The sequence below is a fragment of the Pseudooceanicola endophyticus genome, assembly GCF_018760365.1.
Classification (GTDB): Bacteria; Pseudomonadota; Alphaproteobacteria; order Rhodobacterales; family Rhodobacteraceae; genus Pseudooceanicola; species Pseudooceanicola endophyticus.
On sequence record NZ_JAHIAB010000002.1, the window covers coordinates 1 to 25,994 of the forward strand.

Annotated in this window: 27 protein-coding genes; 3 read left to right on the forward strand and 24 right to left on the reverse strand. The window is 67.9% G+C overall.

Annotated features, from left to right (window positions below; genetic code table 11):
• The 18 genes from KM176_RS03650 to KM176_RS03735 form a co-directional block, all read right to left on the reverse strand.
• Nucleotides 1-761, reverse strand: a 761-nt coding sequence (locus KM176_RS03650) for a transposase (RefSeq protein WP_215558760.1), incomplete at its 3' end; no start/stop codon positions are given.
• Nucleotides 762-843: 82 nt separating this feature from the next.
• Nucleotides 844-1,293: a GNAT family N-acetyltransferase gene (locus KM176_RS03655; protein WP_311136172.1), complete on the reverse strand. Its 450-nt coding sequence runs from the start codon at nt 1,291-1,293 to the stop codon at nt 844-846.
• A 498-nt stretch (nt 1,294-1,791) separates the two neighbouring features.
• On the reverse strand, nt 1,792-2,520 hold the full coding sequence (locus KM176_RS03660; protein WP_160895268.1) for an amino acid ABC transporter ATP-binding protein: 729 nt from the start codon (nt 2,518-2,520) through the stop codon (nt 1,792-1,794).
• Nucleotides 2,501-3,157 (reverse strand): amino acid ABC transporter permease, encoded by a 657-nt coding sequence (locus KM176_RS03665; RefSeq protein WP_160895269.1) that lies wholly within the window; start codon nt 3,155-3,157, stop codon nt 2,501-2,503. Before KM176_RS03665 ends, KM176_RS03660 begins: the two co-directional genes overlap by 20 nt.
• Nucleotides 3,154-3,831 (reverse strand): amino acid ABC transporter permease, encoded by a 678-nt coding sequence (locus tag KM176_RS03670; protein ID WP_160895270.1) that lies wholly within the window; start codon nt 3,829-3,831, stop codon nt 3,154-3,156. Before KM176_RS03670 ends, KM176_RS03665 begins: the two co-directional genes overlap by 4 nt.
• Before the next feature lie 61 nt (nt 3,832-3,892).
• A complete protein-coding gene (locus tag KM176_RS03675) occupies nt 3,893-4,681 on the reverse strand; it encodes a transporter substrate-binding domain-containing protein (protein WP_160895271.1) in 789 nt (262 codons plus the stop codon).
• 3 nt (nt 4,682-4,684) lie between these two features.
• Complete coding sequence (locus KM176_RS03680) at nt 4,685-5,431, reverse strand: GntR family transcriptional regulator (protein WP_202397879.1); 747 nt, start codon at nt 5,429-5,431, stop codon at nt 4,685-4,687.
• 245 nt (nt 5,432-5,676) lie between these two features.
• Nucleotides 5,677-6,642, reverse strand: a complete 966-nt coding sequence (locus KM176_RS03685; protein WP_160895273.1) for a pirin family protein — start codon at nt 6,640-6,642, stop codon at nt 5,677-5,679.
• A 39-nt stretch (nt 6,643-6,681) separates the two neighbouring features.
• A complete protein-coding gene (locus KM176_RS03690; protein WP_160895274.1) occupies nt 6,682-8,244 on the reverse strand; it encodes an MFS transporter in 1,563 nt (520 codons plus the stop codon).
• Nucleotides 8,228-8,527, reverse strand: a complete 300-nt coding sequence (locus KM176_RS03695) for a GNAT family N-acetyltransferase (protein ID WP_160895275.1) — start codon at nt 8,525-8,527, stop codon at nt 8,228-8,230. The genes KM176_RS03690 and KM176_RS03695 overlap by 17 nt, the downstream gene beginning before the upstream one ends.
• A gap of 11 nt (nt 8,528-8,538) precedes the next feature.
• Complete coding sequence (locus tag KM176_RS03700) at nt 8,539-10,416, reverse strand: amidohydrolase (RefSeq protein ID WP_160895276.1); 1,878 nt, start codon at nt 10,414-10,416, stop codon at nt 8,539-8,541.
• The gene (locus KM176_RS03705; RefSeq protein WP_160895277.1) at nt 10,413-11,102 is read right to left on the reverse strand and encodes a hydrolase; all 690 of its coding nucleotides are present in this window, start codon (nt 11,100-11,102) and stop codon (nt 10,413-10,415) included. Before KM176_RS03705 ends, KM176_RS03700 begins: the two co-directional genes overlap by 4 nt.
• 159 nt (nt 11,103-11,261) lie before the next feature.
• A complete protein-coding gene (locus KM176_RS03710) occupies nt 11,262-12,098 on the reverse strand; it encodes an alpha/beta fold hydrolase (protein WP_160895278.1) in 837 nt (278 codons plus the stop codon).
• 35 nt (nt 12,099-12,133) lie between these two features.
• Nucleotides 12,134-12,400: a XapX domain-containing protein gene (locus tag KM176_RS03715; RefSeq protein WP_160895279.1), complete on the reverse strand. Its 267-nt coding sequence runs from the start codon at nt 12,398-12,400 to the stop codon at nt 12,134-12,136.
• A gap of 245 nt (nt 12,401-12,645) precedes the next feature.
• Nucleotides 12,646-13,548, reverse strand: coding sequence for a helix-turn-helix domain-containing protein (locus KM176_RS03720; protein ID WP_160895280.1), 903 nt, complete (start codon nt 13,546-13,548; stop codon nt 12,646-12,648).
• On the reverse strand, nt 13,545-14,144 hold the full coding sequence (locus KM176_RS03725) for a hypothetical protein (protein WP_160895281.1): 600 nt from the start codon (nt 14,142-14,144) through the stop codon (nt 13,545-13,547). Before KM176_RS03725 ends, KM176_RS03720 begins: the two co-directional genes overlap by 4 nt.
• A 154-nt stretch (nt 14,145-14,298) precedes the next feature.
• Nucleotides 14,299-14,910 (reverse strand): alpha/beta hydrolase, encoded by a 612-nt coding sequence (locus tag KM176_RS03730; protein ID WP_375372125.1) that lies wholly within the window; start codon nt 14,908-14,910, stop codon nt 14,299-14,301.
• Nucleotides 14,911-14,914: 4 nt separating this feature from the next.
• Nucleotides 14,915-15,847: a VOC family protein gene (locus tag KM176_RS03735; RefSeq protein WP_160895282.1), complete on the reverse strand. Its 933-nt coding sequence runs from the start codon at nt 15,845-15,847 to the stop codon at nt 14,915-14,917.
• A gap of 117 nt (nt 15,848-15,964) precedes the next feature.
• On the opposite strand from KM176_RS03735, the gene KM176_RS03740 reads away from it, so the two are divergent.
• Nucleotides 15,965-16,882, forward strand: coding sequence for a LysR family transcriptional regulator (locus tag KM176_RS03740; protein WP_160895283.1), 918 nt, complete (start codon nt 15,965-15,967; stop codon nt 16,880-16,882).
• 28 nt (nt 16,883-16,910) lie between these two features.
• On the opposite strand, the gene KM176_RS03745 is transcribed toward KM176_RS03740, so the two are convergent.
• Nucleotides 16,911-18,098, reverse strand: a complete 1,188-nt coding sequence (locus KM176_RS03745) for an MFS transporter (RefSeq protein WP_160895284.1) — start codon at nt 18,096-18,098, stop codon at nt 16,911-16,913.
• A 118-nt stretch (nt 18,099-18,216) separates the two neighbouring features.
• On the opposite strand from KM176_RS03745, the gene KM176_RS03750 reads away from it, so the two are divergent.
• On the forward strand, nt 18,217-19,029 hold the full coding sequence (locus tag KM176_RS03750; RefSeq protein WP_160895285.1) for a DUF3237 family protein: 813 nt from the start codon (nt 18,217-18,219) through the stop codon (nt 19,027-19,029).
• A gap of 3 nt (nt 19,030-19,032) precedes the next feature.
• Here KM176_RS03750 and KM176_RS03755 read toward each other — a convergent pair whose 3' ends face one another.
• Nucleotides 19,033-19,440 (reverse strand): MerR family transcriptional regulator, encoded by a 408-nt coding sequence (locus KM176_RS03755; protein ID WP_160895286.1) that lies wholly within the window; start codon nt 19,438-19,440, stop codon nt 19,033-19,035.
• A 61-nt stretch (nt 19,441-19,501) separates the two neighbouring features.
• Nucleotides 19,502-20,422, reverse strand: coding sequence for a LysR family transcriptional regulator (locus KM176_RS03760; RefSeq protein WP_160895287.1), 921 nt, complete (start codon nt 20,420-20,422; stop codon nt 19,502-19,504).
• 98 nt (nt 20,423-20,520) lie between these two features.
• Between KM176_RS03760 and ilvD the strand changes: the two genes are divergently transcribed.
• The gene (ilvD, locus tag KM176_RS03765) at nt 20,521-22,365 is read left to right on the forward strand and encodes a dihydroxy-acid dehydratase (RefSeq protein WP_160895288.1); all 1,845 of its coding nucleotides are present in this window, start codon (nt 20,521-20,523) and stop codon (nt 22,363-22,365) included.
• A gap of 133 nt (nt 22,366-22,498) precedes the next feature.
• Here the strand turns inward: ilvD and mqo are convergent, their stop codons facing one another.
• From mqo to pstA, 3 genes are all read right to left on the reverse strand, one after another.
• The gene (gene mqo, locus KM176_RS03770) at nt 22,499-24,064 is read right to left on the reverse strand and encodes a malate dehydrogenase (quinone) (protein WP_215558761.1); all 1,566 of its coding nucleotides are present in this window, start codon (nt 24,062-24,064) and stop codon (nt 22,499-22,501) included.
• A 252-nt stretch (nt 24,065-24,316) separates the two neighbouring features.
• Complete coding sequence (gene pstB, locus KM176_RS03775) at nt 24,317-25,138, reverse strand: phosphate ABC transporter ATP-binding protein PstB (RefSeq protein ID WP_160895289.1); 822 nt, start codon at nt 25,136-25,138, stop codon at nt 24,317-24,319.
• Nucleotides 25,135-25,986 carry a phosphate ABC transporter permease PstA gene (gene pstA, locus KM176_RS03780; protein WP_160895290.1) on the reverse strand — a complete coding sequence of 284 codons (852 nt, stop codon included), beginning with the start codon at nt 25,984-25,986 and terminating at the stop codon, nt 25,135-25,137. Before pstA ends, pstB begins: the two co-directional genes overlap by 4 nt.
• Between the last annotated feature and the right edge of the window lie 8 nt (nt 25,987-25,994).

Here is a 25,994-nt window from a genome sequence, read left to right on the forward strand (position 1 = left end):
GTCTGGACATTATAGCCGACCATGCCGCTGTGCCGGGCGCTGGTCGCCATGGCCCGGGCATCGGGATCGGTCAGGGAGATCTGCCCGTCGGGCGTATTGGTCAGGGCCTTCTCCATTGCCTTCAGCCGCGCGATCTCCTGCCGAATATGGCCATAGCGACGGGCGAGATGCGCGACCTTGTCAGCCCGTGCCTCACCCTCTTCCTGGCGGTCGATGCGGGCCATGTCATCGACATACCGCGAGACATCGGCCTCCAGATGGGCCAGGCGGCTGGCGATCTTGTTCTTGGTGAAGTTGCGGTCGCGCTTGTTGACCGCCTTGAATTTACTGCCGTCGATGGCGACGCAATCGCCCCTCAGCACCCCGATCCGCCGACACAGTTCCACGAATTGCGCGCAGGTCTTGCGGATCGCTGCCCCGTTATCGCGCCGGAAATCGGCGATGGTCTTGTGGTCCGGCGCCAGGCGGCCGATCAGCCACATCAGCTCGACATTGCGTCCCGCCTCACGCTCCAGGCGACGGCTGGACGGGATGCGGTTCAGATAGCCGTAGATGAAGAGCTTCAGCAGCACAGCCGGATGGTAGCCCGGGCGACCGGTTCGGGCGGGCACACAACGCTCGAAGCCGAGCGCCGGGAGATCAAGTTCCTCGACGAAGAGGTCAACGACACGGACCAGGTGGTCCTCGCCGATCCAGTCCTCAAGACGATCAGGGAAAAGCGTGACCTGTTCGCGGTCGATGCCATCGATGAAACCCGCCATCCCTGTCTCCCGCTGCCTCGCGGAAGCTTACCACGAGACCGCGTTTCCACACAGCCTCGGCCCTTAGTTGTCGATCAGGGGCCTATTCAGAAACGATACGCCGGAACACATCATTAAGGTATGCTTGGTCCTGGGTCGTGAAATGTGTCGTGCCGACTTTCTCGAACCCCTGCGTCAGGGAGAAAGCGATCGCTGGCGTGTTCTCTGCGTTGCTCGTCCGCCAGACTGAGCGGGCATCTGCACGGCGCGCATAGTCCACCCCCTGCGCGAGCAGTGCCTTCCCGATCCCCTTGCCGTGGTGTCGAGGCTGAACATAAAGGGTCGCGGTTTCCATGGTGGAACACCCTGGCACAGGGGCTTCCTTGCCCCGGCTGAGACGGATGAAACCATCGATGCCGTCTTCGTTTTCCGACACGATCACATGTGCGTCCGGGTCTTCGAGCACGGCAGCCAGGTTGGGTTTGGTGAACGCGTTCAGGGCATAATCGGCGAAAAGGCGTTCACGCCTTTCCGGATATAGGTTCCCAGCCAAACCTCGATCGAGAGGGCGGCAAGAGCTGCGGCGTCAGATGGCTGCCCGGCGCGGAATTTCACGGTTCAGTTCCCAGTCTTCTGCGACATGCTGCGACGTTAGGAGAAGATTGCAATCCCGGCAATCTCCGCACTCCAGACCTCCCGTGCGGTGCGTGGTGACGGCCCGGCTTGAGCGGAAGATGCCCGGCAGCCGGGTCGGGAATGCTTTGCAGAGGATGTGCGGGCGCCCCCTGTTGCAGGGCCGTGTCGCCCAGCGGGAGCCGCATTTGCAGGGTATTCGCCCCTCGTGGGGTGTGTCGTCAAAACCGACGTTCCTGTCAGCTGCCCGATCCGGGCGCTTCGGTTTCTTCACCCCTTGGCCGGGGCTTGCCCGCCGCGGCTGAGGACCTTCGGGTTCGGTCTGGACGGCGCCGGACCCGGCGGGCGGGCACAGGTTGGCCTGGGGCGTTTGTGTCGGCGGGGGGGACGCCTCCCGGGGGGCCGGGAGGCGCCTGTCTCAATGGGCCATGCCGATGAAGCTGCGCAGCTCGGGGGTCTTCGGATTGGCAAAGACCTCTTCCGGGCGGCCGACCTCGTGAATGCGGCCCTGATGCATGAACACGAGACGCGAACAGACGTCGCGGGCAAAGGCCATCTCATGGGTGACCATGACCAGGGTCATGCCCTCCTTCGCGAGGTCGCGCACCACCTGAAGGACCTCTGCCACCAGCTCCGGATCCAGCGCCGAGGTGACCTCGTCGCACAGCAGCGCCGTGGGTTCCATCGCCAGCGCCCGGGCGATGGCGACGCGCTGCTGCTGGCCGCCCGAGAGCTGGTCGGGATAGCTGTCGAACTTGTCGGCCAGGCCCACGCGCTCCATCATCCGGCGGGCCATGGCCTCGGCCTCGGCCTTCGGTTTCTTCTTCACCACCTGCTGGGCCAGCATGACGTTCTGCCCGGCGGTCTTGTGCGGGAACAGGTTGAACTGCTGGAAGATCATGCCGACCTTCTGGCGCAGGTTCCGCAGGTGCAGCTCGTCGTTGACCAGCTGCTGGCCGCCGACGGTGATGGCCCCTTCGTTGATGGTCTCCAGCCCGTTGATGCAGCGCAGCAGGGTGGATTTGCCCGAGCCCGACTTGCCGATCAGCGCGATCACCTCGCCCTTCTCGATCTTCAGGTCGATGCCCTTGAGGACCTCGTTGCTGCCGTAGCTTTTGCGCAGGGCGTCAATGGCGATGAGCGACATTCATTTTCCTTTCAAGCACCTTGGCGCTGTAGGACAGCGGGAAGCACAGGCAGAAGTAGATGAGGGCGACCAGCCCGTAGACGGTGAAGGGCTGGAAGGTGGCATTGGCCAGAATGGTGCCGGCCTTCGTCACCTCGACGAAGCCGATGATCGAGGTCAACGCCGTGCCCTTCACCACCTGCACCGAGAAGCCCACCGTCGGCGGGATCGAGATCTTCAGCGCCTGCGGCAGCACCACATGGCGCATCTGTTCGAAATAGGTCATGCCCAGGGATGCCGAGGCCTCCCACTGGCCTTTCGGGATGGCGGTGACGCAGCCGCGCCAGATTTCCGCGAGGAAGGCCGCAGTCCACAGGATCAGCGCCACGGTGGCGGCAACCCAGGGGGCGACGTCGATGCCGAACAGGCCCAGGCCGAAGAAGGCCAGGAACAGCTGCATCAGCAGCGGCGTGCCCTGGAACAGCTCCGTGTAGCCCTTGACCAGGATCTGCAGCCAGCGCGACTTGCCGATCCGCGCGAACAGCAGCACCAGCCCCAGCAGGCCGCCGCCCGCGAAGCTGACCAGCGACAGCACGACGGTCCAGCCGGTGGCATGGATCAGCGCCATCACGATGGCGGAGAGCGTGAACTGGGTCATCGCGTGGCCCTCCGTCTGGTGGCAAAGATCATGTCGCCGAAGCGCAGCAGCGCAAAGCGCAGCACGATGGCCAGCCCGAGGTAGATCAGCGTCGAGGCAAAGTAGGCCTCGAAGGCGCGGAAGGTGCGCGACTGGGTGAAGTTCGCCGCATAGGTCAGGTCCTGCACGGCGATCTGGCTGACCACCGAGGACCCCAGCATGACGATCACCACCTGGCTGGCCAGCGCCGGCCAGATCTTTTGCAGCGCGGGCACCAGCACCACGTGGCGGAAGGTCTGGATCGGCGACATGGCCAGCGAGGCCCCGGCCTCGAACTGGCCCTTGGGGGTGGCCTCGATGCCGGCGCGGATGATCTCGGCGCTGTAGGCCCCGAGGTTGATCACCATGGCCAGCATGGCGGCGGCGACCTCGTTCATGTGCACGCCGATGGCGGGCAGGCCGAAGAAGATGAAGAACAGCTGGATGAGGAAGGGGGTGTTGCGGATCAGCTCGACGTAGATGGCGACGATCCAGCCCAGCCAGCGCGGCCCCTGGGTGCGGGCCCAGGCGCAGAAGATACCAAGCGCGATGCCGCAGATGCCGCCGACGAGGATCAGCTGGATGGTCATCCAGATCCCCGACAGGAACACCGGCCAGTAGGTCGCCACCCAGTCGAAGTTGAAATGATAGCTCATGTCGGAACTTTCGGGAGGAAGGCGAACGCCCCGGGCGGGGCCGGGGCGTTCTGGATCGGGGTTACAGGTCCGCCGGCAGGTCCATGCCCAGCCACTTCTCCGAGATCTTGTTCAGATCGCCGTCGGTCTTGGCCTCGGCGATGATCGCGTCGACCTTGTCCTTCAGCGCCGGCTCGTCCTTGTTCATGCCGATGTAGCAGGGCGAGTTCTTGATCAGGAACTTCATCTCGGGCTTCTTGGGCGGGTTGCGCGCGACGATGGCGGCGGCCACGACGTTGCCGGTGGCGATCGCCTCGACCTGGCCCGACAGGAAGGCCGAAATGGTGCCGTTGTTGTCCTCGTAGCGCTTCAGCGTGGCATCGGCGGGGGCGATCTTGGTCAGTTCCAGATCCTCGATCGAACCGCGGGTGACGCCGACCGTCTTGCCCGCCAGATCCGCCGCGCCGCCGATCTTGGTGTCGGCGGGGGCGAAGACGCCGTTGTAGAAGGGCGCATAGGCGGTCGAGAAGTCGATCACCGCCTCACGCTCGGCGTTCTTGCCCATGGAGGAGATCACCAGATCCACCTTGCCGGTCTGCAGGTAGGGGATGCGGTTCGCCGAGGTCACCGGCACCAGCTCCAGCTTGACGCCCAGCTTGTCGGCGATCAGGCCGGCCATGTCGATGTCGTAGCCCTGCGGCTTCATGTCGGTCCCGACCGAACCGAAGGGCGGAAAGTCCTGCGGCACGGCGATCCGGATCGTGCCCTTGGAGGTGATGTCCGAAAGCGCGTCGGCAGAGGCGGTCTGCGCCCCCGCGATCAGCGTCAGCGTTGCGGCGGCGGCGGCAATAAAGCGGCGCTTGGTCAGCATGTGTCAGTTCCCCAGATGTGTTTTTTCTGATTGGTCCGAAGGCTCGGAAGGGTTTTCCGGGCGTTTGGTCTTCGTGCCTTCGCCCGGTGCCCGGTCCAGTCGAAGGGTGGTGCGCAGGCTCCCCAGGGGATCCGGCGCGATATCCGTGTTCAGGCCCGCCTCGACATCCTCGAGGTGATCGAAGCTCAGCTGTGCGGCGCGGGTCATGTCGCCGGCGGCCAGCGCGTCGACGATCTCCACGTGGTCGCGGTGCGAGGCGAGGGCGTTGCGTTCGGACTGGTAGCAGAGCGAGATCAGGATGGTGCGCGCGGTCAGGGTCTGCAGCAGCTCCACCAGCGCGCGGTTGCCCGAGGCCTCGGCGATGCGGACATGGAAATCGCCCATCAGGTAGATCAGCGTGCTCTTGTCGCCCTCGGCAATCGCGGCGCGCTCTTCCTCGATATGGGTGCGCAGCCGCGCGATGGCGGCGGGCGGGAAGGGCCGCGCCTTGGCCAGGAAGCCGTATTCGACAAAGCGGCGGGCGGCGTAGACCTGGTTGGCTTCTTCGGCATCGGGGGTGTTCACGAACCAGCCGCGCCGTGCCTCGACCCGGACGATGCGGCGGGTTTCCAGCCGCGTCAGGGCCTCGCGGATCAGCGTGCGCGAAACGCCGAAGGCCTCGGCCAGGCGGCTTTCCGACAGTTTCGATCCCGGCGGCAGGCGCCCCTCGACGATGGCGGCCAGCAGCGTGTTCTCAATTCCCCTGGGCACGTGGGCTCCCGTCCGAATATGCAGATCAGTCTTGTATGCAAGAACTGCACGGCAGTTTCGGAGCGGGCAAGACGCGGCGGCAGGCTTGCGGGCAGGGCGATGCAAATCATCTGCCAGTTGCGTAGCAAATAAGCGATGGCCCCGTTGTTCTGAGGGCAACACCCGCGAAAGGGCCCCCGCGTGGCGCCCGCCGGGACGGCAATCCGGGGAATCAGCTGCCCGGCCAGAGCCGGGCAATGGGGGGCTCAGCCCCATTCGCGGGGCCGGGTGCGGGCCATCTCCGCAGGGATGGGGATGAATTCCTCGGTGTCGCCGGGGGGCAGGTGGAACGGGCCGCCGCTCCAGTCGGCGGCGTTCCAGTCCGCGCGGGCCTGTTCGATGCGCTCCTTCGAGGAGGACACGAAGTTCCACCAGATGTAGCGTGGCCCGTTCATGGTCGCCCCGCCCAGGGCCATCAGCCGCGCCCCCTGCGGCCCCGCCTTGACCGAGATCGCGTCGCCGGGACGGAACACCATCATGCGCCCGGCCTCGAAAAGGTCCCCGGCGACCTCGACGCTGCCCTCGGTGATGTAGAGGCCGCGGTCCTCCTGGTCGTCGGGCAGCGGGAAGGCGGCGCCGGGGGCCAGCACGACATCCAGGTAGAAGGTCTCGGAGGGCAGGGCGACGGGGCTTTTCTTGCCATAGGCGGCGCCCAGGATCAGCCGCGCCTCGACGCCGTGATCGGCGATCACCGGCAGGGCTTCGCGGCCGTGGTGTTCGAAGGTGGGGGCGTCTTCCTCCCGGTTCTCGGGCAGGGCGATCCAGGTCTGGATGCCGAACAGGCTGTGCGGGGTGCCCCGGGTCGCGGCGCTGGTGCGTTCGGAATGGGTGACACCGCGCCCCGCGACCATCCAGTTGACCTCTCCGGGATAGATCATCTGGTGGCTGCCGATGCTGTCGCGATGCTCGAACTCTCCCCGATACAGGTAGGTGACGGTGCCCAGGCCGATATGCGGATGCGGGCGCACGTCGATGCCGCCCTCGGTCAGGAATTCCGCCGGGCCCATCTGGTCGAAGAAGATGAAGGGGCCGACCATCTGCCGCTTCGGCGAGGGCAGGGCGCGGCGCACCTCAAAGCCGCCGATGTCGCGGGCCCGGGGAATGATCAGCGTCTCCAGCGCCTCGCAGCCGAAGCCGGGGCAGCTCGGGTCATGGGTGGGGTTCCAGCTCATTTCGGGTCTCCTCTCCTGTGGAACGGGCGGGCCGGAGCATCAGCGCTTCGGCCCGATGAAGTGGCGGACCCGGGGCGGGTCCGTGCCCTGGTGCAGGGTGCGCAGCCGGGCATGGTGATCCAGGTCGGCATGGCTGACCCTTTCGTGTTGCGCGAGGTGCTCTGCCCAGCTGGGCAGGTGGAAGCTTTCCAGCCACAGGCCCGGGGTCTCGACGCATTCGTGGACGTGCCAGCGGGTCGCGCCGTTGCGCAGCCGCTCATGGGCCACGGGGGGCAGCAGGGCCAGAAAGGCCTCGCGGTCCGGGGGGGCGATGCGGTATTCCACCAGCACCATGGCAGAGCTGTCACGGGCCTGTCCATCGGTCACCTCGGGCGCCATCGGCCAGGCCTGCGCGGGGCTCAGATCGGCCCCCTCGGCCTGGCCCAGCGGCAGGCGCAGCGTGACCAGCAGCCCCAGGGCCAGCCCGGCGGTGGCCAGCAGAAGCGCACCCGGCACCGAAAGCGCGGTTGCCACCTGGCCCCAGACCAGGGACCCCAGGGCCATGGAGCCGAAGAACACCATCAGGAAGACCGCCAGGCCCCGCGCCCGCACCCAGCCCGGCAGTGCCGTCTGCGCCGAGACGTTGAACGAGGTCAGCACGGCGATCCAGGACAGCCCGCCCAGGAAGGCCGCCACCAGCAGCGGCGCCAGCCCGGTGCCCAGCGTGCCCAGCCGCACCGTGCCATCCGCCGAGGCACGCCGCTGCAGCCGGGGCAGCAGCAACGCCCCGGTGACGGCTCCGGCACCGACGACGCCCATCAGCGCGCCGTAGAGCGTGGAGCCACCGCCCTCGATCCCGCGGGCGATCAGCGGCAGCAGCGCCCAGTAGGCCGAGGCGAACAGGAAGAAGGCGGCGGCGCGCAGGGCCGTGTCGCGCATGGCGCGGTTGTGGCGGACATGGCGCAGCCCGGTGGCCATGTCCTGCAGCAGCGATCCGCCCCCCGAGACCGGCAGCGCCGGCGGCGGCTGCCAGAGCACCAGCGCGATCAGGATCGCCACGAAGCTGAGCGCGTTCAGCGCGAAGGGGGCGGCCAGCCCGACACCGGCGATCAGCACGCCGGCGATGGCCGGGCCGATGGCCCGGGCGATGTTGATCCCCATGGAATTCAGCGCGATCGCCGGGCGCAGCTGGTCGCGGGGCACCAGTTGCGGCACGATGGCCTGCCAGGCCGGGGCGACAAAGGCCGCCCCGGTGCCGATCATCAGCGTGAAGGCGATCAGCAGGGCTGGGGTCATCCGCCCGGCCCAGACCAGCAGGGTCAGGGTGCTGACCACGACCAGCAGCACCAGGTTGATGGCGATCAGCATCCGTCGCTTGTCCAGCCGGTCCGCCAGGGCGCCGGCCAGCAGCGCGAAGCAGAACACCGGCAGGGTGGTCGCGGCCTGCACCAGCGTCACCACGGCGGGGCTGGGATCAAGCGTGGTCATCAGCCAGCCCGACCCGACATCGTTCATCCAGGTGCCGATGTTGGAGATCAGCGTCGCCGTCCACAGCAGCGCGAAGGCGCGCTGGCGGAAGGGCGCATAGGCCCCCGCCGGGGCGGCGTCACCACTGGATGACATCGGCGGTTTCCTCTCGGTGGCGCATGGCGTAGCCGCGCACGAAGGGGCACAGGGGCACGATGCGCTGGCCCTTCTCGCGGGCATCGGCGAACAGCCGCAGCGCCAGCGCCCGGGCAATGCCCAGCCCGCGCATCCTGTCGGGGACGGCGGTGTGATCGGCGATGATCAGCTGCGGCGAGACCTTGGAGATGGTCAGTTCTCCCTCGCCCTCGACGCCCTCGACGGTGGCGGCATAGCGCGCCTTGCTGTCGGTTTCAGTATAGGTGATCAGCGGGTCGGTCATGGTGTCCTCCTTCAGACGGCAAAGCACGAACAGCCGAGCGCGCCCCAGAAGGCGCCCTTGTCCTGCACGGGGATCGGGTTGGCCCAGGCGATGCCATGGGCATGGCCATGCAGGCCGCAGTCACTGCCGCAGCCGTCATGGCAGGCGCGCATCGACATCTCGGCCGGGGCCAGCGGGGTGTCGCGCTGGGCCGGGCTGGCGAAGCGGGCGCTGACCGACCAGTCGGGGCTGGCCGGCGACATCGGCGGGTCGAGATCGGCGAAGGCGTCGCTGGCGAAGACCACCCGCCCGCCGACCATCGTCAGCACAGAGCGCAGGCCGCGGATCTGCGCCTCGGGCACATGCATGTAATCGCCCGAAAGCACGGCCAGGTCGGCATACATGCCCGGCTCCAGCCGGCCCTTCACCTCCTGCTCGCCCGAGAACCATGCCGATCCGGTGGTCCAGAGCGCCAGGGCCTCTTCGCGGCTCAGCAGGTTCTCCTCGTCATACAGCGACAGCCCGCCGACGGTGCGCCCGGTGGTCAGCCAGGACAGCGCGACCCAGGGGTCGTAGCTGGCGACCCGGGTGGCATCGGTGCCCCCGCCCACCGGCAGGCCGGTCTTCAGCATGGTGCGGATCGGCGGCGTCGCGCGGGCCGCGTGGGCGCCGTAGCGGGCCGTGAAATACTCGCCCTGGAAGGCCATCCGGTGCTGCGTGGCGATGCCGCCGCCAAGGGCCTTGATACGCTCGATGTTGCGGGCGCTGACGGTCTCGGCATGGTCGATAATGAAGCGGGTGCGGAACGGCGTGCCGCCGGTGACGCGTTCGAACACGTCGAGGAACCGGCTGATCGTCTCGTCATAGGTGGCATGGATGCGGAACGGCCAGTCGTTCTCGGCCAGCAGGGCGACGATGCGTTCCAGCTCTTCCTCCATCACTGGGGCGGGATCGGGGCGGGGTTCAAGGAAGTTCTCGAAATCCGCCGCCGACCAGGCCAGGTTCTCGCCGGCGCCGTTCATCCGCAGCCAGTCGTCGCCGGCGCCGGGCTCGGTCATGGCGATCCAGCGTTCGTAGTCGTTCAGCTCCTGACCGGCGGTCTGGGCAAAGAGGTTGTAGGCGATGCGCAGCGTCATCAGCCCGTCGCGGTGCAGTTCCTGCACGACGTCGTAATCCTCGGGGTAGTTCTGGCCGCCGCCGCCGGCATCGATGACCGAGGTGATGCCCAGCCGGTTCAGCTCCCGCATGAAATGGCGGGTGGAGTTCAGCTGGTCGGCGCGTGGCAGCACCGGGCCCCTGGCCAGCGTCGAATAGAGGATCAGCGCCGAGGGGCGGGCGATCAGCATCCCCGTGGGATTGCCCTTCGCGTCGCGCTCGATCTCGCCGCCGGGCGGGTTCGGGGTGTCGCGCCCGATCCCCAGTACCCGCAGCGCCGCGCGGTTCAGCATCGCCCTGGAATAGAGGTGCAGCAGGAAGACGGGCGTGTCGGGGGCGGCCTCGTTGATCTCCTCCAGCGTCGGCAGGCGGCGCTCGGCGAACTGGAATTCGGACCAGCCGCCGATCACCCGCACCCATTGCGGCGCGGGAGTATTGGCGGCCTGCAGCCGCAGCATGGTCAGCGCATCCGAGAGCGAGGGCACGTTTTCCCAGCGCAGCTCCATGTTGTAGCTCAGCCCGCCGCGGATCACGTGGGTATGGCTGTCGTTCAGCCCCGGGATCACCCGGTGCCGGCCCAGGTCGATGACCCGGGTGCCGGCGCCGGCCAGGGCACGGATCGTCGCCTGGTCGCCGGTGGCGGTGATGCGCCCGTCGCGCACCGCCAGGGCCTCGACCTCGGGGCGGGCGGGATCGAGCGTGGTGATCCGGCCATTGACCAGGATCAGCTCGGGGGTGTCGTCGGGCGCGTTCATCGGGCCGGGACCGGATCGTGGCGCTTGCCGGTGTGGATCGAACGGTGCGGCGCGCCGTGGACCATCGTGTAGGCATAGTCCACGCCCATGCCGTAGGCGCCGGAATGTTCGCGCACCAGCGCCATGACGGCATCGTAGGTGTCGCGGCGGGCCCAGTCGCGCTGCCATTCTAGCAGCACCTGCTGCCAGGTCACCGGCACCACGCCGACCTGCTGCATCCGCTGCATGGCGTAGTCGTGGGCCTCCTTCGTGGTGCCGCCCGAGGCATCGGCGACCATGTAGATCTCAAGATCCGTATCGGCCAGGCAGGACAGCGCGAAGGTCGTGTTGCAGACCTCGGTCCACAGCCCCGAGACGATGACCTTGCCGGCGCCGGCGGCGGCATGGCCCAGCAGCGCGTCGCGCACCTTCTGGTCGTCCCAGGAGTTCATCGAGCTGCGCTCCAGCAGCGGGGCCTCGGGGAAGACATCCAGCAGTTCGGGGTAGGTATGCCCCGAGAAGGCGTCGGTCTCGACCGTGGTGATGGTCGTGGGCACGTCGAAGATGCGGGCGGCCTTGGCCAGGCCCACGGTGTTGTTCTTCAGCACCTGGCGGTCGATCGACTGCACGCCGAAGGCCATCTGCGGCTGGTGGTCGATGAAGATCACCTGGCTGTTTTGCGGGGTCAGAACCTCGAGCTGCGACATCGGTTTATCCTTTGGGAGAGAGGGCTTGCAGGGCGGCAGGGCCGCAAGAGAGGGGGGATGGGGCCGGACCCTCCGGGGACCCGGAGGAGGGGGAGGACAGGAGGGTCCGGCGGGTGTGGCGGGCCGGTCCGGGAGGGACGGCGCCGGTCCGCCAAGGGCTCAGCCTTCGATGAAGGACAGCAGGTCGGCGTTCAGCAGCTCGGCGTTGACGGTCAGCATGCCGTGGGACAGGCCCGGGTAGGTCTTCAGCGTGCCGTTGGAGAGCAGCTCGATGGATTTCAGCGCGGAATCGGCGATCGGCACGATCTGGTCGTCCTCGCCGTGCAGCACCAGCACCGGCACGGTGATCGCCTTCAGATCGGCGCTCTGGTCGGTCTCGGAGAAGGCCTTGATGCCGTCGTAATGCGCCTTGGCGCCACCGGTCATGCCCTGGCGCCACCAGTTCTGGATGACGCCTTCCTGGGGCTCCGCGCCGTCGCGGTTGAAGCCGTAGAAGGGCCCCGCCGGTACGTCGCGGAAGAACTGCGCGCGGTTAGCGGCAAGGGCGGCACGGAAGCCGTCGAAGACCTCCATCGGCAGGCCCTCGGGGTTGGTTTCGGTCTTCAGCATCAGCGGCGGCACCGCCGAGACCAGCACCGCCTTGGCGACCCGGCCGGCGGGCTGGCCGTATTGCGCGACATAGCGGGCGACCTCACCGCCGCCGGTGGAATGGCCGATATGGACAGCGTCCTTCAGGTCCAGCGCCTCGGCGACGGCGAAGGCATCGGCGGCGTAATGGTCCATGTCGTGGCCGTCCCAGACCTGATCGGAGCGGCCATGGCCGCGGCGGTCATGGGCCACGACCCGGTAGCCCTTCGACAGGAAGAACAGCATCTGCGCATCCCAGTCATCCGAGCTGAGCGGCCAGCCGTGGTGGAAGACGATGGGGCGGGCATCCTTCGGGCCCCAGTCCTTGTAGAAGATCCGGACATTGTCCTTGGTGGTCACGAAACCCATGGCGTGAATTCCTTTTGGGAGAGGAGAAAAGAAGGTCAGTCCCTGTCGGGGGCGGCAGGGGGTGCGTCGCCCTGCGGCAGCCGCCCGAACAGGTGCGGCAGGCATTGCGTCCGGATCCAGGCGGCATCCGCCGTCCCGCCCTGCAGGCAGTGACGCAGCAGCGGTATGCTCTGTTCGCCGATCAGGATGCCCAGCAATCCGACAAGGGCGATCACCGGCGGCGCCGGTGAACGTACCGACAGCAGGCTGTAGAGAACGCCGACCAGAAGGCCCGTGGCGAGAGAGATCAGGTAGATCCGCATCGGCAGGCTCCGAATGTGAGGAACGGGGGCGGGACCGTCGGAAGGTCCGGGCAACTGTCAGCAGGCTAACGATCCCGGCGCGGGGACTCTTGTCTGTGAGGCTCCTGTTTTTGACGAAATGATCTTGAAAGAACGGTGCGGGCCCGACCGTGACGAAAATGGGCAAGCTGTTCACAAAAAAGAGAAAACCGGAAGGGACGGGCCCTGGCCCGGAACGGCCTTGATGGGCGGATTGAACGATCGGGTTAGGGCAGGGCGTTGGGCTGCGCGGTGCCCAGCGTCCCGGTTTCGGCAGGGCGCGTGCGGGGGGTGGCGGTACAGGACTTGCGCCAGGTGCCCGGCGCCTCTCCCATGATCCCCGAGAAGACCCGGGTCAGGTGGCTCTGGTCGGCAAAGCCGCAGGCCAGCGCCACCTCCGAGATCGGCATGGGGCTGCGCAGCAGGTCGCGGGCATGGGCGATGCGGTATTCGGTCAGCCAGCGCAGCGGCGTCTTGCCGAAACTGATCTTGAAGGCCTTGCCGAAGTAGCTGCGCGACAGGGCGCAGGCCTCGGCCAGCTCGTCGAGGGAGACCTGACCGGTCAGGCGGGCGGCCAGCAGCTCGGTCGCGCGGGCTTCCTGCCAGGGCGCCAGCCCGCCCTTGCGCGGCGCCGGGAAACGCACCCCGCCATAGCGCTGCACCAGATGCGCCAGCACCGCGCAGCCCATCTGGTCGAGGAACAGCCGGCTGGCCTCCTCGGGCTGCTTCAGCGCCGGCAGAAGCGCCTGGGCCAGCCCGTGCAGGGCGGCATCCGGCGTGCCATGCGGCGCGCTGAGAGAGGTGAATTCGGGGCGCCCGGCGGCCTCGGCGAAATCGCGCAGCCCGGTGAAGGGAATGCGGAAGGCGATGGCATCGCGGCCCTCGGGGTAGTCGGCGCGCCAGCTCGAGCGCAGGTCGCGGATCGAGATCGCCCGTATCGGCCAGGGCCCCTCGTCGATCAGCTGGCCGTCGCGCCAGAGCCGCTGCATCGGCAGGGCCTTCATCTGCACCTCGACCAGGAAGCCGTCCTCGCCCGGGGGCGGCGCGGGCAGGGAGATGGCGGCGCGCTGCTGTCGCAGGCGGCGCACGGTCATCGATGACAGGGCCAGGGTCGGGGGCTGGGGGGTCATTGGCGGGGGCCTCCGCCGGAGCCCGGGAACGGGCGGACGACCCCGGGCGGGGGACGGCCATAGCTGTGGACAAGATGGGCGCAGAGCGCGAAGGCGATGGGGCGCAGTGCGGTTTCGCCCGGGCGGCAGGGGCCGAAGCCCGGCAGCAGCGCCTGGGCCAGGGCGGCCAGCACCGGATCGATCCTGCCGCGCAGGCAGCGCAGCAGCGCGCCGCCGGTGTCCGACAGCTCTGCCACCCCGGCCAGCAGCACCTTCGGGCAGAGGATGGCGATGCCTCGCAGCGGCTGGCGCAGGCAGATCGCCGCGCCCTCCCTCAGGTCGACCAGGCAGGCCGAGCGGCGCGGGAACAGCCGTTCGGGGCCGCGACTGCCATCGGGGCGGATGTCGGCATGGCGGGTGGGCGCCAGGTAGAGCATCAGGAAATAGGCATCCCGCGCCGCCAGGTGGACTTCCTGGCCCAGCGGCCCGGGCGCGGCGGTCTCGATCAGGCTGGCGCAGAGCCGGGCCTGGCCGGTGGGACGTACCGACAGGCTGGGGGCGGCGTTCAGCCCGAAGGCGGGGCCGATGCCCGCGCGCATGTCTTGGCGGGGTGTCATGCAGTCTCTCCTGGGCGCTGGGGGCATCGGGGACGGGGGCGCCCGCGCCGGCCGGCGCAGGTGCAGTTTGCTACGCGGGCGGGATCGGGTCTTGTCGATTCCTACCGCTTTCGACACGGGGGGAGGGGCGCGGGCGCGCCCCGCGGCCGCAGGATCAGCCGGCCAGCAGGTCGGCCAGGGCGCGGATCTCTGCCGGGCGGACCTCGTGGCCGCCCTCATGCACCTGCGAGGTCACCTCGGCCCCCTGATCGGCATACCAGCGCAGCAGTTCGGCGCTCATCGGCCAGGGGCAGATCGGGTCGTGTCGCCCGGCGGTGATCAGCACCCTGCGGCCCGTCAGGTCCACCGGCTGCGGGCTCCAGGGGATCAGGGGATGCAGCAGGCCGATCCGGTCGAACACCCCGGGCTGCGCCATGGTCACCGCCGCCAGGATGTTGGCGCCGTTGGAATAGCCGAAGCCGTAGACCGGGCTGCCGGGATGGGCGGCCTTGTGCGCCGCGACGTATTCCGCCATCTGCGCCGTCCGCCGCGCCAGGTCCGCCATGTCGTAGACGCCTTCGCCGGTGCGGCGGAAGAACCGCGCCGCGCCGCCTTCGAAAACATCCCCCCGGGGCGAGACGATGCCCGCCCCAGGATGGATCTGGCGCACCAGGTCGAAGAACTGGTTCTCGTCGCCGCCGGTGCCGTGGAAGGCGAAGATCAGCGGCGCCCCCGGGTCGGGCGCCCGGGTGCGGGCGATGTAGGCATCAAGGGTGGTCATGCTCATGACATCAGGCTCCGATCGGCGGCAGCAGCTCTTCGATGCGGGCGCGGTAGGGTTCGTAGCGCGCCGGCAACTTCAGGGCCTGGCCGAGGTGGGCGGTATCCTCGTCCCGGTCGAAGCCGGGCTCGTTGGTGGCGATCTCGAACAGCACGCCGCCGGGGGTGCGGAAGTAGATCGCCCAGAAATAGTCGCGGTCGATCACCGGGGTCACCTGGTAGCCGGTGTCCAGCAGGGCCTCGCGGACCCGGGCCTGGGCGGCGCGATCCTCGACCGCGAAGGCGATGTGGTGCACGGATCCGGCGCCCTGCGCGGCGGCCCGGCCCCCGGAGACGGCCTCCAGGTCGATGGTGTCGGCGGCATTGCCGCCCTCGATCCGGTAGCGGGTCACGTCGCCCTGGGTCTCGTCCTTCTGGTAGCCCATGAAGCCCAGCAGCTCGGCGGTGGCAGCGCTGTCGCGCAGCCGCATCCGGGCGCCGTGGAAGCCCAGGATCCCGGCCTCTTCGGGCACGCCGGCCCCGGTCCAGGCGGTGCGACCGCGATCGGCGCTTTCCACCAGGGCAAAGCCATCACCATCGGGCCCGGCGAATTCCAGGCGTTTCTCGCCCAGGAAGCTGTCTTCCTTCAGCCCGCTCGCCCCCTGCGCCGCCAGGCGGTCCTTCCAGAAGCCGAGCGCGCCTTCGGGCACGGCGAATTCGGTCACGCCGACCTCACCGGTGCCGCGACGGCCCTGGGTCATCTGGCCGAAGGGGAAATAGGTCATCACAGAGCCGGGGGTGCCGATCTCGTCGCCGTAATAGAGGTGATAGACCTCGGGGGCGTCGAAGTTGACGGTCTTCTTGACGCGGCGCAGGCCCAGGGTTTCGGTGAAGAAACGGTTGTTCTGTGCCGCATCCGCTGCCATCGAGGTGACGTGGTGCAGGCCCTTGATATCCTTGATCATCTTGATCTTCCTTCGATGAGGTTCGCTGTTGAAGCCAAGATAGGCCGGTGTACTCTTTTGAAGAATAGAAACTGTTTTCCATTTACTATGTCGAAAAATGGTAACAATCATGGCGCCATGCAGAGCATCAAGCCGATCCGGGTCTTCCTGACCGTCATCGAACAGGGCAGCTTTGCCGGGGCCGCGCGCAGCCTGCGCATGACCCCGGCCTCGGTCACCCGCATCATCGCCCAGCTGGAGCAGGATCTGGGCCAGCAGCTGCTGCTGCGTACCACGCGCCAGGTGTCGCTGACCGGCGCGGGGGCGATGGTTGCGGCGCGCTACCGGCCCGTGGTGCAGGACTTCGACCGCGTCACCGAGGAGGTCACCCGCACCACCCGGCCCGATCGCGGACGGCTGGCGATCAACGCGCCGATGTCCTTCGGGATGCGGCTGATGCCGGGCCTGCTGGCCAGTTTCCGGCTGGCCTATCCGCATATCACGCTGGACCTGCAGCTGACCGACCGGCTGGTCGACATCCTGGATGAACGCTGCGACCTGGCGATCCGCATCGCCGATCCGCCGGGCGACAAGTCGACGATCTGGCGCCGCATCTGCGAGGTGCCGCGCCGGGTGGTGGCCGCGCCCGCCCTGTTCGAGCGCATCCCGCGCCCCGACCAGCCCGAGGAGCTGCTGCCCGAGCATTGCCTGTCCTACGACGCGGGCGGTGGCGCCGAGACCTGGACCTTTGCCCGGGGCGGCCTGCGCCGCCAGCTGCGCGCCGGCGCCGAGATCGTCTCCAACAACGGCGAGTTCCTCTATGAAATGGCGCTGTCGGGCAACGGGCTGGTCAATCTCCCGGAGTTCCTGCTGCATGACGGGCTGGCCTCGGGGCGGCTGGAGGCGGTGCTGCCGGACTGGCAGCTGCCGCCGCTGACGCTGATGCTTTACTATCCGCCCTACGACAAGCTGCCGCCGCTGGTGGAAACCTTCACCGACTTCTTCGAGGCCTATATCCGCGATCTGGACAGTTTCGATTTCGGTCCGGGTGGCTGAGGGGCAGGTCGGGGCGCATCGCATCGGGCTACCGGATCCGCCGGAAGCCAAGCTGCAGCAGCACCGCCAGCGCGGCCAGCGCCCCTCCGGCCAGGCTGACCAGCGGCCAGCCGCCGCCCTGGTAGGCGGCACTTGCCACCCCGGATCCAAGCGCGCCGCCAAGGAACATCGCGCCCATGAAGAGGGTGGTGACGCGGGCGCGGATCTCTGTGCCCAGGGCGAAGACGGCGTGCTGGTTCGAGATCAGCGCGCCCTGGACGGCAAAGTCCAGCAGGATCACCCCGATCACCAGGCCGGTCAGCCCGGACCACAGGGCGAAGATCAGCCAGGAGGCCAGGGTCAGGGCCGCGCCCAGCAGGATCGCCAGATGCGGGCCGCGCCGGTCGGCGATCCGTCCGGCCAGCGGGGCGGCGGCGATGCCGGACAGGCCGATCAGGCCGAACAGCCCGGCCACATCGGCGCCAAGATCGAATTTCGGGCTGCCGAGGTAAAGCGCCAGCACCGTCCAGAAGGCCGAGAAGGAGGCGAAGAGCAGGGCCTGGGTGAGCGCCGCCAGCCGCAGCACCGGCTGGGCGCGCCAGATATGCACGAGGCTTTTCAGCAGGCCCAGGTAGCGGGTGCCGGGCTGGGTCTCCTCGGCGGGCAAAAGCCGCGCCAGCCCCAGGCCGATCCCGGCCGCCACCGGAACGGCCAGGGCGAACATCTCGCGCCAGCCCCAGAATTCGGCGACCAGACCGGCGATGGTGCGGCTCAGCAGGATGCCGGCCAGCAGCCCCGCCATGACCGTGCCGACCACGGCGCCGCGCCGCTCGGGCCCGGCAAGGTGGGCGGCGAAGGGCACGATCTGCTGCGCCACCGTCGCCGTCGCCCCGACCAGAAGCGAGGCCAGCAGCAGCAGCGTGCCGCCGGGGGCCAGCGCCGCCAGGGCCAGCGCCACCGCCAGGGCCAGGAACTGCACCAGGATCAGCGTCCGGCGCGCCAGCACGTCGCCCAGCGGCACCAGCAGCACCAGCCCCGCAGCATAGCCCAGCTGGGTCGCCATCGGCACCAGGGCGGTGGCCCGACCGCCCAGGTCCCGCTCCATGATCTCCAGCATCGGCTGGTTGTAGTAGATGTTGGCCACGGCGGCGCCGGCGGCCACGGACATGGCCAGCAGCAGGCCGCGCGACAGCCGAGGGGCCGCCTCAAGGGCGGGGGTGTCGGGAACAGAGGTCATCGGGGTCTCTTGAAATCGCAGGAAGAAGGGCAGGATTGCGCTTGCCCCGAGATAGCGAAGGCAGGCTCATATCATTAGTCAGCCATTCCGATGTGCCGGAATATCATATGGAGGTATGATGGATCTGACCAATGTCGCCGTCTTCGTGCAGGCGGTGCGCCTTGGCAGCCTCTCGGCGGCATCGAAACACCTTGGGCTGGCGCCGATGGCCAGCTCGCGCCGGCTGGCGGCGCTGGCGGAGGAACTGGGGCGCCGGTTGCTGCACCGCACCACCCGGGCCCTGTCGATGACGACCGATGGGGCGCTGTTCCTGGCCCATGCGGAGGCGATGCTGTGCCGCCGAGGCCGCCCGCGAGGTGCTGGAGGGGCCTTCGGGCGCTGCGATGGCGGCGCTGCAGGGCAGCGCGGACGTTCGGGCGACCCTCGCACCGCTCGGGGATCCGGCATGACCCCGACACTGGCGCAGATGCTGGAGGGCGTGCCCGAAACCCGCCCCGGCTGCCGCCTGCTGTGGGAGGCCGGGATCAGGATCGGTCCCCGGATCGAGCTGGGGCAGGGGCCCTATGGCGCGCGCCGCCGCATCGACATCCTGGGCGGCGCCTTCCGCGGTGGCCCGGGGCTGGAGGATCTGCACGGTCGGGTTCTGCCCGGCGGCGCCGACCGGCAGCTTGACCGGCCCGACGGGGTGCGCGAGCTGGATGCGCTCTATGACATCGAGGTCCCGGAGGGCACGGTGCTGACCCTGCGCAACCGCGTGCTGATCGACGAGCGGCCCGGGATGGCGCGCTATGCGCTGTCTCATGTCTCGGTGCTGGCACCCGAGCGGCCCTGGGCCTGGCTGTCGCGTCGCATCATCGTCGGCACGCTGACGCCGCGCCGTCCGGCGTTCGACGCGGTGGTGATCCGCACCTTCGAGGTTGCCCTGCCGTAGACCCTAGCGCGCGGCGCAGCCCGGCGCCGTGCCGGTCAGCCCGTCGAGGATGGCGCATTCGGGGTCGTCATCGCCATGGCACTGCGCCACCAGCCCTTCCAGACGGGCTTCCAGCGCCTGAAGCTCGGTGATCTTGGCGCGCACGGAGGCGAGGTTCTGTTCCGCCAGCGCCCGCACGTCGCGGCTGGCGCGGTGTTCATCGGCGTTCAGCGCCAGCAGCTTGCGGCATTCCTCAAGCGAAAAGCCCATCAGCCGGGCCTGCGCCAGCAGCCGCAGCCGGTCCAGAGTCTGATCCGAGAAATCGCGGTAGCCGTTGGCGCGCCGCTCGGGCGTGATCAGGCCGATATCCTCGTAATAGCGGATGGTCTTGGCGGGCAGGCCGCTGTGACGGGCGGCGTCGCTGATGTTCATCTTGGTCTCCGGGTCAGCCTTCCAGATGCTGGAATGTATATTGCCCCGCGCAGGCGGGGTTTCAAGCCGGGGCGGCGGGCAGATCCAGCGCCCGGGTCATTTCAAGGAAGTTGCGCAGGGTGGCGCTGCTGTCGTCGCGCCGCCAGACCAGCCCGGTTTCCAGCTCGGGCACATCGCCCAGCAGATCGAGGTAGCGCACGCCCGACCGCGCCAGATGCTTCAGCGAGGCCGGCACCAGCGCGATCCCCATCCCGGCGGACACAAGGCTGATGATGGTCTGCATCTGGATCGCCTGCTGCACCACATGGGCGGTGCCGCCGCAGGCCGCGTAATAGCCCGTCACCAGATCGTAGAACGAGGGCGCGGCGCGGCGCGGAAAGACGATCAGCGGAGAGGAGATCACCGCCTCGGGCGGCAGCAGGCCATGATCCGTGGGCAGCCGTCCCGAGGTCAGCCAGGCCTCCGGCACGGCGGCGACCAGCGGTTCCGAGACCAGCCGGCGGTAAAGGAAGCTTTCGGGCAGCGGATCAGTGGCCGCGGGAATGATCAGCCCGGCCTGTCCGTGCCCCTCGCGCAGGGCGGCGATCTGCATGTCGCTGGTGGCTTCGCTCAGCGCCAGCTCGACCTCGGGGTAAAGCTGGCGGAAGCGGTGCACCAGCGCCGGCAGGATCGAATAGTCGGCGGTCGAGACGAAGGACAGCTCCAGCCGCCCCGAGGTGCCCGACAGGATCTGCCGCGCGGTCTCTCCCAGCCGGTCGAGATCGGCGAGGGTGGCGGCGACATGGGGCAGGAACTGCGCCCCGAAGGGCGTCAGCGCGACCGAGCGCTTGGTGCGTTCGAACAGCGCCGCGCCCAGTTCCGCCTCCAGGGCGCGGATCGACTGCGACAGCGGCGGCTGGGTCATGCCCAGCCGCCCGGCGGCACGGCCGAAATGCAGAACCTCGGCCACGGCAAGGAAATGGCGCAGCTGGCGGACATCCATTGATACTCTCCACGACCTAATCGGGGCACAATAATATATTTCACTCTAAGAAACGAGGGGGGTATCCTGCGCGCCAACTGAATCTACGGGAGGGTTCGATGCCCCAGTATCGTTCGAGAACCAGTACCCATGGTCGCAACATGGCAGGGGCCCGCGGCCTCTGGCGCGCCACCGGCATGCAGGAGGGCGATTTCGGCAAGCCGATCATCGCCATCGTGAACAGCTTCACGCAGTTCGTGCCGGGCCACGTGCACCTGAAGGACCTGGGCCAGATGGTCGCCGCCGAGGTCGAGAAGGCCGGCGGGGTTGCCAAGGAATTCAACACCATCGCGGTCGATGACGGGATTGCGATGGGCCATGACGGGATGCTCTATTCGCTGCCCTCGCGCGAGATCATCGCGGATTCGGTGGAATACATGGTCAACGCGCATTGCGCCGATGCCATGGTCTGCATCTCGAACTGCGACAAGATCACCCCCGGCATGCTGATGGCCGCGATGCGGCTGAACATCCCGGCGATCTTCGTTTCGGGCGGCCCGATGGAGGCCGGCAAGATCGACATCGCCGATCTGGAAGCCAAGAAGATCGACCTGGTGGATGCCATGGTTGCCGCCGCCTCGGACAAGTACACCGATGCGCAGCTTCAGCATATCGAGGAAAACGCCTGCCCGACCTGCGGCTCCTGCTCGGGCATGTTCACCGCGAACTCGATGAACTGCCTGGCCGAGGCGCTTGGCCTGGCGCTGCCGGGCAACGGCTCCACGCTCGCCACCCATGCCGACCGCAAGGGCCTGTTCCTGGAAGCCGGCCGCAAGATCGTCGAGATCACCCGCCGCCACTACGAGCTGGACGAAGCCGGCCTGCTGCCGCGCGAGATCGCGACCTTCAAGGCGTTCCAGAACGCCATGAGCCTGGATATCGCCATGGGCGGGTCCACCAACACCGTGCTGCACCTGCTGGCGATCGCCAACGAGGGCGGCGTGAACTTCACCATGGACGACATCGACCAGCTGTCGCGCAAGGTGCCCTGCCTGTGCAAGGTCGCGCCCAACATCGAGAACGTCCACATGGAGGACGTGCACCGCGCCGGTGGCATCTTCTCGATCCTGGGAGAGCTGAGCCGCGCCGGCCTGCTGCATAACGACTGCGCCACCGTGCACAGCTCGACCATGGGCGAGGCGATCGCGCACTGGGACATCAAGGTCGCCAACAACCCCGAGGCCGAGCACCTGTTCAAGGCGGCCCCCGGCGGCGTGCGCACCACCCAGGCCTTCAGCCAGGACAACCGCTTCAAGGAGCTGGACACCGACCGCGAGAAGGGCGTGATCCGCTCCAAGGAACATGCCTTCAGCCAGGACGGCGGTCTGGCCGTGCTCTTCGGCAACATCGCCGAGGACGGCTGCATCGTGAAGACCGCAGGCGTCGATGCCTCGATCCTGAAGTTCACCGGCAAGGCCCATGTCTGCGAAAGCCAGGATGCGGCCTGCAACAACATCCTGACCGGCAAGGTCAAGGAGGGCGACGTGGTGGTGATCCGCTACGAGGGTCCGCGCGGCGGTCCGGGGATGCAGGAAATGCTGTACCCGACCTCCTACCTGAAGTCGAAGGGCCTGGGCAAAGCCTGCGCGCTGCTGACCGACGGGCGCTTCTCGGGCGGGACTTCGGGCCTGTCGATCGGCCACGTCTCTCCGGAAGCGGCCGAGGGCGGCACCATCGGCCTGGTCGAGGATGGCGACACGATCGAGATCGACATCCCGAACCGCTCGATCCGCCTGGTGGTGGATGATGCGACCCTGGCGGCCCGCCGTGCGGCGCAGGAAGCCAAGGGCTGGAAGCCCGCGGCGCCGCGCAAGCGCAAGGTGTCCGCCGCGCTGAAGGCCTATGCGGCGCTGACCACCTCGGCGGCCAAGGGCGCGGTGCGCGACGTCGACCAGCTGGGCTGAGACGGGAAGGGCCGGGGCGACCCGGCCTGCCTTTCCCGCGACGACCAAACGAAAACGGCGGGCCGGTGATCAACCGGCCCGCCGTTTTCATGTCTGTCTGATGCCCGGGGGGCAGGGGCCCCCGCAGGCGGTCTCAGCGTGCGGCGGCGACCCGCAGGACGGTCTCCGGGGTCTCGGCCAGGGCCGCGATCTCGGGCGGCGGGGCCGGCAGGTCCAGCACCTGCGAGGTCTCGCTCCAGCTGCGGGCGGCTGCCACGGCGTCCTCGTGCAGCGTGTGGCCGTAGCTGGGCACGATGCGACGCAGCTTGGCCTGCCAGTCGGCCTCCACGCGCTCGGGGAAGACCTTCTTCAGCAGTTCCAGCATGATCGGCGCAGCGGTCGAGGCGCCCGGGCTTGCGCCCAGCAGCGCAGCAATCGAGCGGTCCGAACAGGCGACGATCTCGGTCCCGAGCTTGAGCGTGCCGCCCTTGCCCGCTTCCTTCTTGATGATCTGCACCCGCTGGCCGGCCTGCCACAGCTTCCAGTCGCCGTCCTTGGCCGCGGGCAGGTAGGCGCGCAGGGCCTTCATGCGGGCGGCATCGGTCAGCAGCAGCTGCCCGACCAGGTATTTCACCAGATCGAGGTTGGTGGCGCCCACCTGGGTGGTCGGCAGCAGGTTCTTCGCGGTCACCGACTTCGGCAGATCCAGCAGCGAGCCGGTCTTCAGGAAACGGGTCGAGAAGGTCGCGAAGGGGCCGAACAGCAGCACTTCGCGGCCATCGAGGAACCGCTTGTCGAGGTGGGGCACCGACATCGGCGGGCTGCCCACGGCAGCCTTGCCGTAGACCTTGGCATTGTGGCGCGCGACGACCTCGGGGTTGTCGCAGACCAGGAAGGAGCCCCCCACCGGGAAGCCGGCGTAGTCATCGGCCTCGGGGATGCCGGACTTCTGCAGCAGCGGCAGCGCGCCGCCACCGGCGCCCAGGAATACGAAGTTGGCGCTGATGACCTTGCGCGTGCGGGTATGCGTGTCGCGCAGCGACACCTTCCAGCCGCCGTCGGGCAGACGGTGCAGGTCGGTCACCTCGTGGCCGCACATCAGGGAGAAGTTCCCGGAACGCGACATCGCGGTCGCGAACTGGCGGGTGATCTCGCCAAAGTTCACGTCCGTGCCCTGCGGCGCCCAGGTGGCGGCCACGGGTTCGTTCGGATCCAGCCCCTCGATCATCTGCGGTGCCCACTGGGCGATCTCCGCGCGATCGGTAGAGAACTTCATGCCGGCAAACAGCGCGTTCGTGGAAAGCGCCTTGTAGCGGCTTTCCAGGAAGGCGCAGTTCTTCTCGCCCCAGACAAAGCTCATGTGCGGCGTGGAGTTGAGGAAGCTTTTGGGCTCCTTCAGCACGCCGGTTTCGACCTGGTGCGCCCAGAACTGGCGCGACACCTGAAACTGTTCGTTGATGTTGAGTGCCTTGGAGATGTCGACGCTGCCGTCTTCCATCTGAGGCGTGTAATTCAGCTCACAAAGGGCGGAGTGTCCCGTCCCTGCATTGTTCCACCCGTTCGAACTTTCCTCGGCAACGGAATCGAGACGCTCGACCATCCCGATCGTCCAGCCCGGTTCGAGCTCCTGCAGGAGCACGCCAAGCGTGGCGCTCATAATACCGCCGCCAACCAGCAGAACGTCGAGGTGCTGGTCCGCGTGCGTCTTGCTTTCCTCCATGGTGAAGGCCCTTTGTTGAGAGCTCCTCCCCGGGGTCTGATTTACTACGAACCCTTAAATAATCAATCGCTGCGTTGCGGAATATTTCGGCAACTAGGAGGTGAGCTAGCGCAATCAAGTGGACAAAGTGTCCTAGGGCGAAAAAAAAGCCACCGCGATTGCAGTGACTTAGTGTTAACGTAATGTGACAGTCTTATCTCTGCACCTGCACCTTCGAAAGATGCAAAAGCGTCCTTGCTATATTGTGGGCTTTTAACCGAATTTACCGCTAACATAGTCGTGGGTACGGGCTGCGCGGGGACTTTCGAAGATCTGTGCCGTTTCGCCCGATTCCACCAGCTCTCCCAGATACATGAAGGCCGTGCGCTGAGAGACCCGCTGCGCCTGGCCCATGTTGTGCGTGACGATGGCGATGGTGAATCGCTCCTTCAGCTCCAGGATGGTCTCTTCCAGCCGCGCGGTCGAGATCGGATCGAGCGCAGAGGCGGGTTCGTCCAGCAGGATGACCTCGGGTTTGGTGGCGATTGTGCGCGCGATGCAGAGCCGCTGCTGCTGTCCGCCCGAAAGCGACAGGCCCGAGGCCTGAAGCTTGTCCTTCACCTCGTCCCAGAGGGCGGCGCCGCGCAGCGCGGCCTCGACCCGGGCGTCCAGTTCGCTGCGGGCCTTCAGACCGGCAAGGCGCAGGCCGAAGGCGATGTTCTCCCAGATCGACATCGGGAAGGGGGTGGGTTTCTGGAACACCATGCCCACCTTCACCCGCAGCGCGTTGAGGTCGGTGCCCGGCGCCAGGATGTTCTGGCCGTCCAGCAGGATCTCTCCGGTGGCGTGCTGGCCGGGATAGAGCGAATACATCCGGTTCAGGCAGCGCAGCAGGGTGGACTTGCCACAGCCGGAGGGGCCGATGAAGGCGGTCACCTGGTTCCCGGGCAGATCGAGGGTGATGTCCTTCAGCGCATGGGTGGTGCCGTAATGGAAATCGAGGCCCCGGATCGAGAGGCGCGGCTTTGCGGCGCGCGCCACCCCGGTGAAATGGGCGGCCTCGGTGCGGGTCAGGTCGAGGGTGTCGGGGCTCATGCGCGGTCTCCTTTCGCGGTGACGGCCCGTGCCAGGACCGAGATCGCCAGCACGGTGAGGGTGATGAGGAAGGCGCCCGCCCAGGCCAGGGCCTGCCAGTTCTCGTAGGGCGAGAGGGCGAACTGGTAGATGGTGATCGGCAGCGAAGCCATGGGCCGCGTCATGTCGAGGCTGAAGAAGCTGTTGGAGAGCGCCGTGAACAGAAGCGGCGCGGTCTCGCCCGAGATGCGGGCGATGGCCAGCAGCACGCCGGTGACAATGCCCGACAGCGCCGCCTTCCAGATCACCCGGCGGATCATGTGCCAGCGCGGGGCCCCCATGGCGAGGGCGGCTTCGCGCAACTGGTCGGGGACGAGGCGCAGCATGTTCTCGGTGGTGCGCACGACGGTCGGCACCACGAGGATCGCCAGCGCCACGGCCCCCGCCAGCCCCGAGAAATGGCCCACCGGGCGCACCAGCACCTGGTAGACGAAGAGGCCGACGATGATCGAGGGCACCGACAGCAGGATGTCGTTGAGGAAGCGCAGCACCTGCGCCAGCTTCGAATAGCGGCCGTATTCGGACAGGTAGGTGCCGGCAAACAGCCCGATGGGGGTGCCGATCAGCACCGCCAGCCCCGAGAGCAGGAAAGAGCCGACGATGGCATTGCGCAGGCCGCCCTCGGACATCGGACCGGGGGTGTCCTGGCTCAGAACATGGGCATTCAGCGCCGAAAGGCCCTGCCAGCACAGATCGCCCAGGATCAGCGCCAGCACGATCAGCCCGAGGGCGGCCGAGGCGGTCGCAAGTAGCATCATCACGGCATTCAGCGCTTTGCGGCGGCGCAGGCGGGGAGAGGGGGACAGCATCGGGGGTC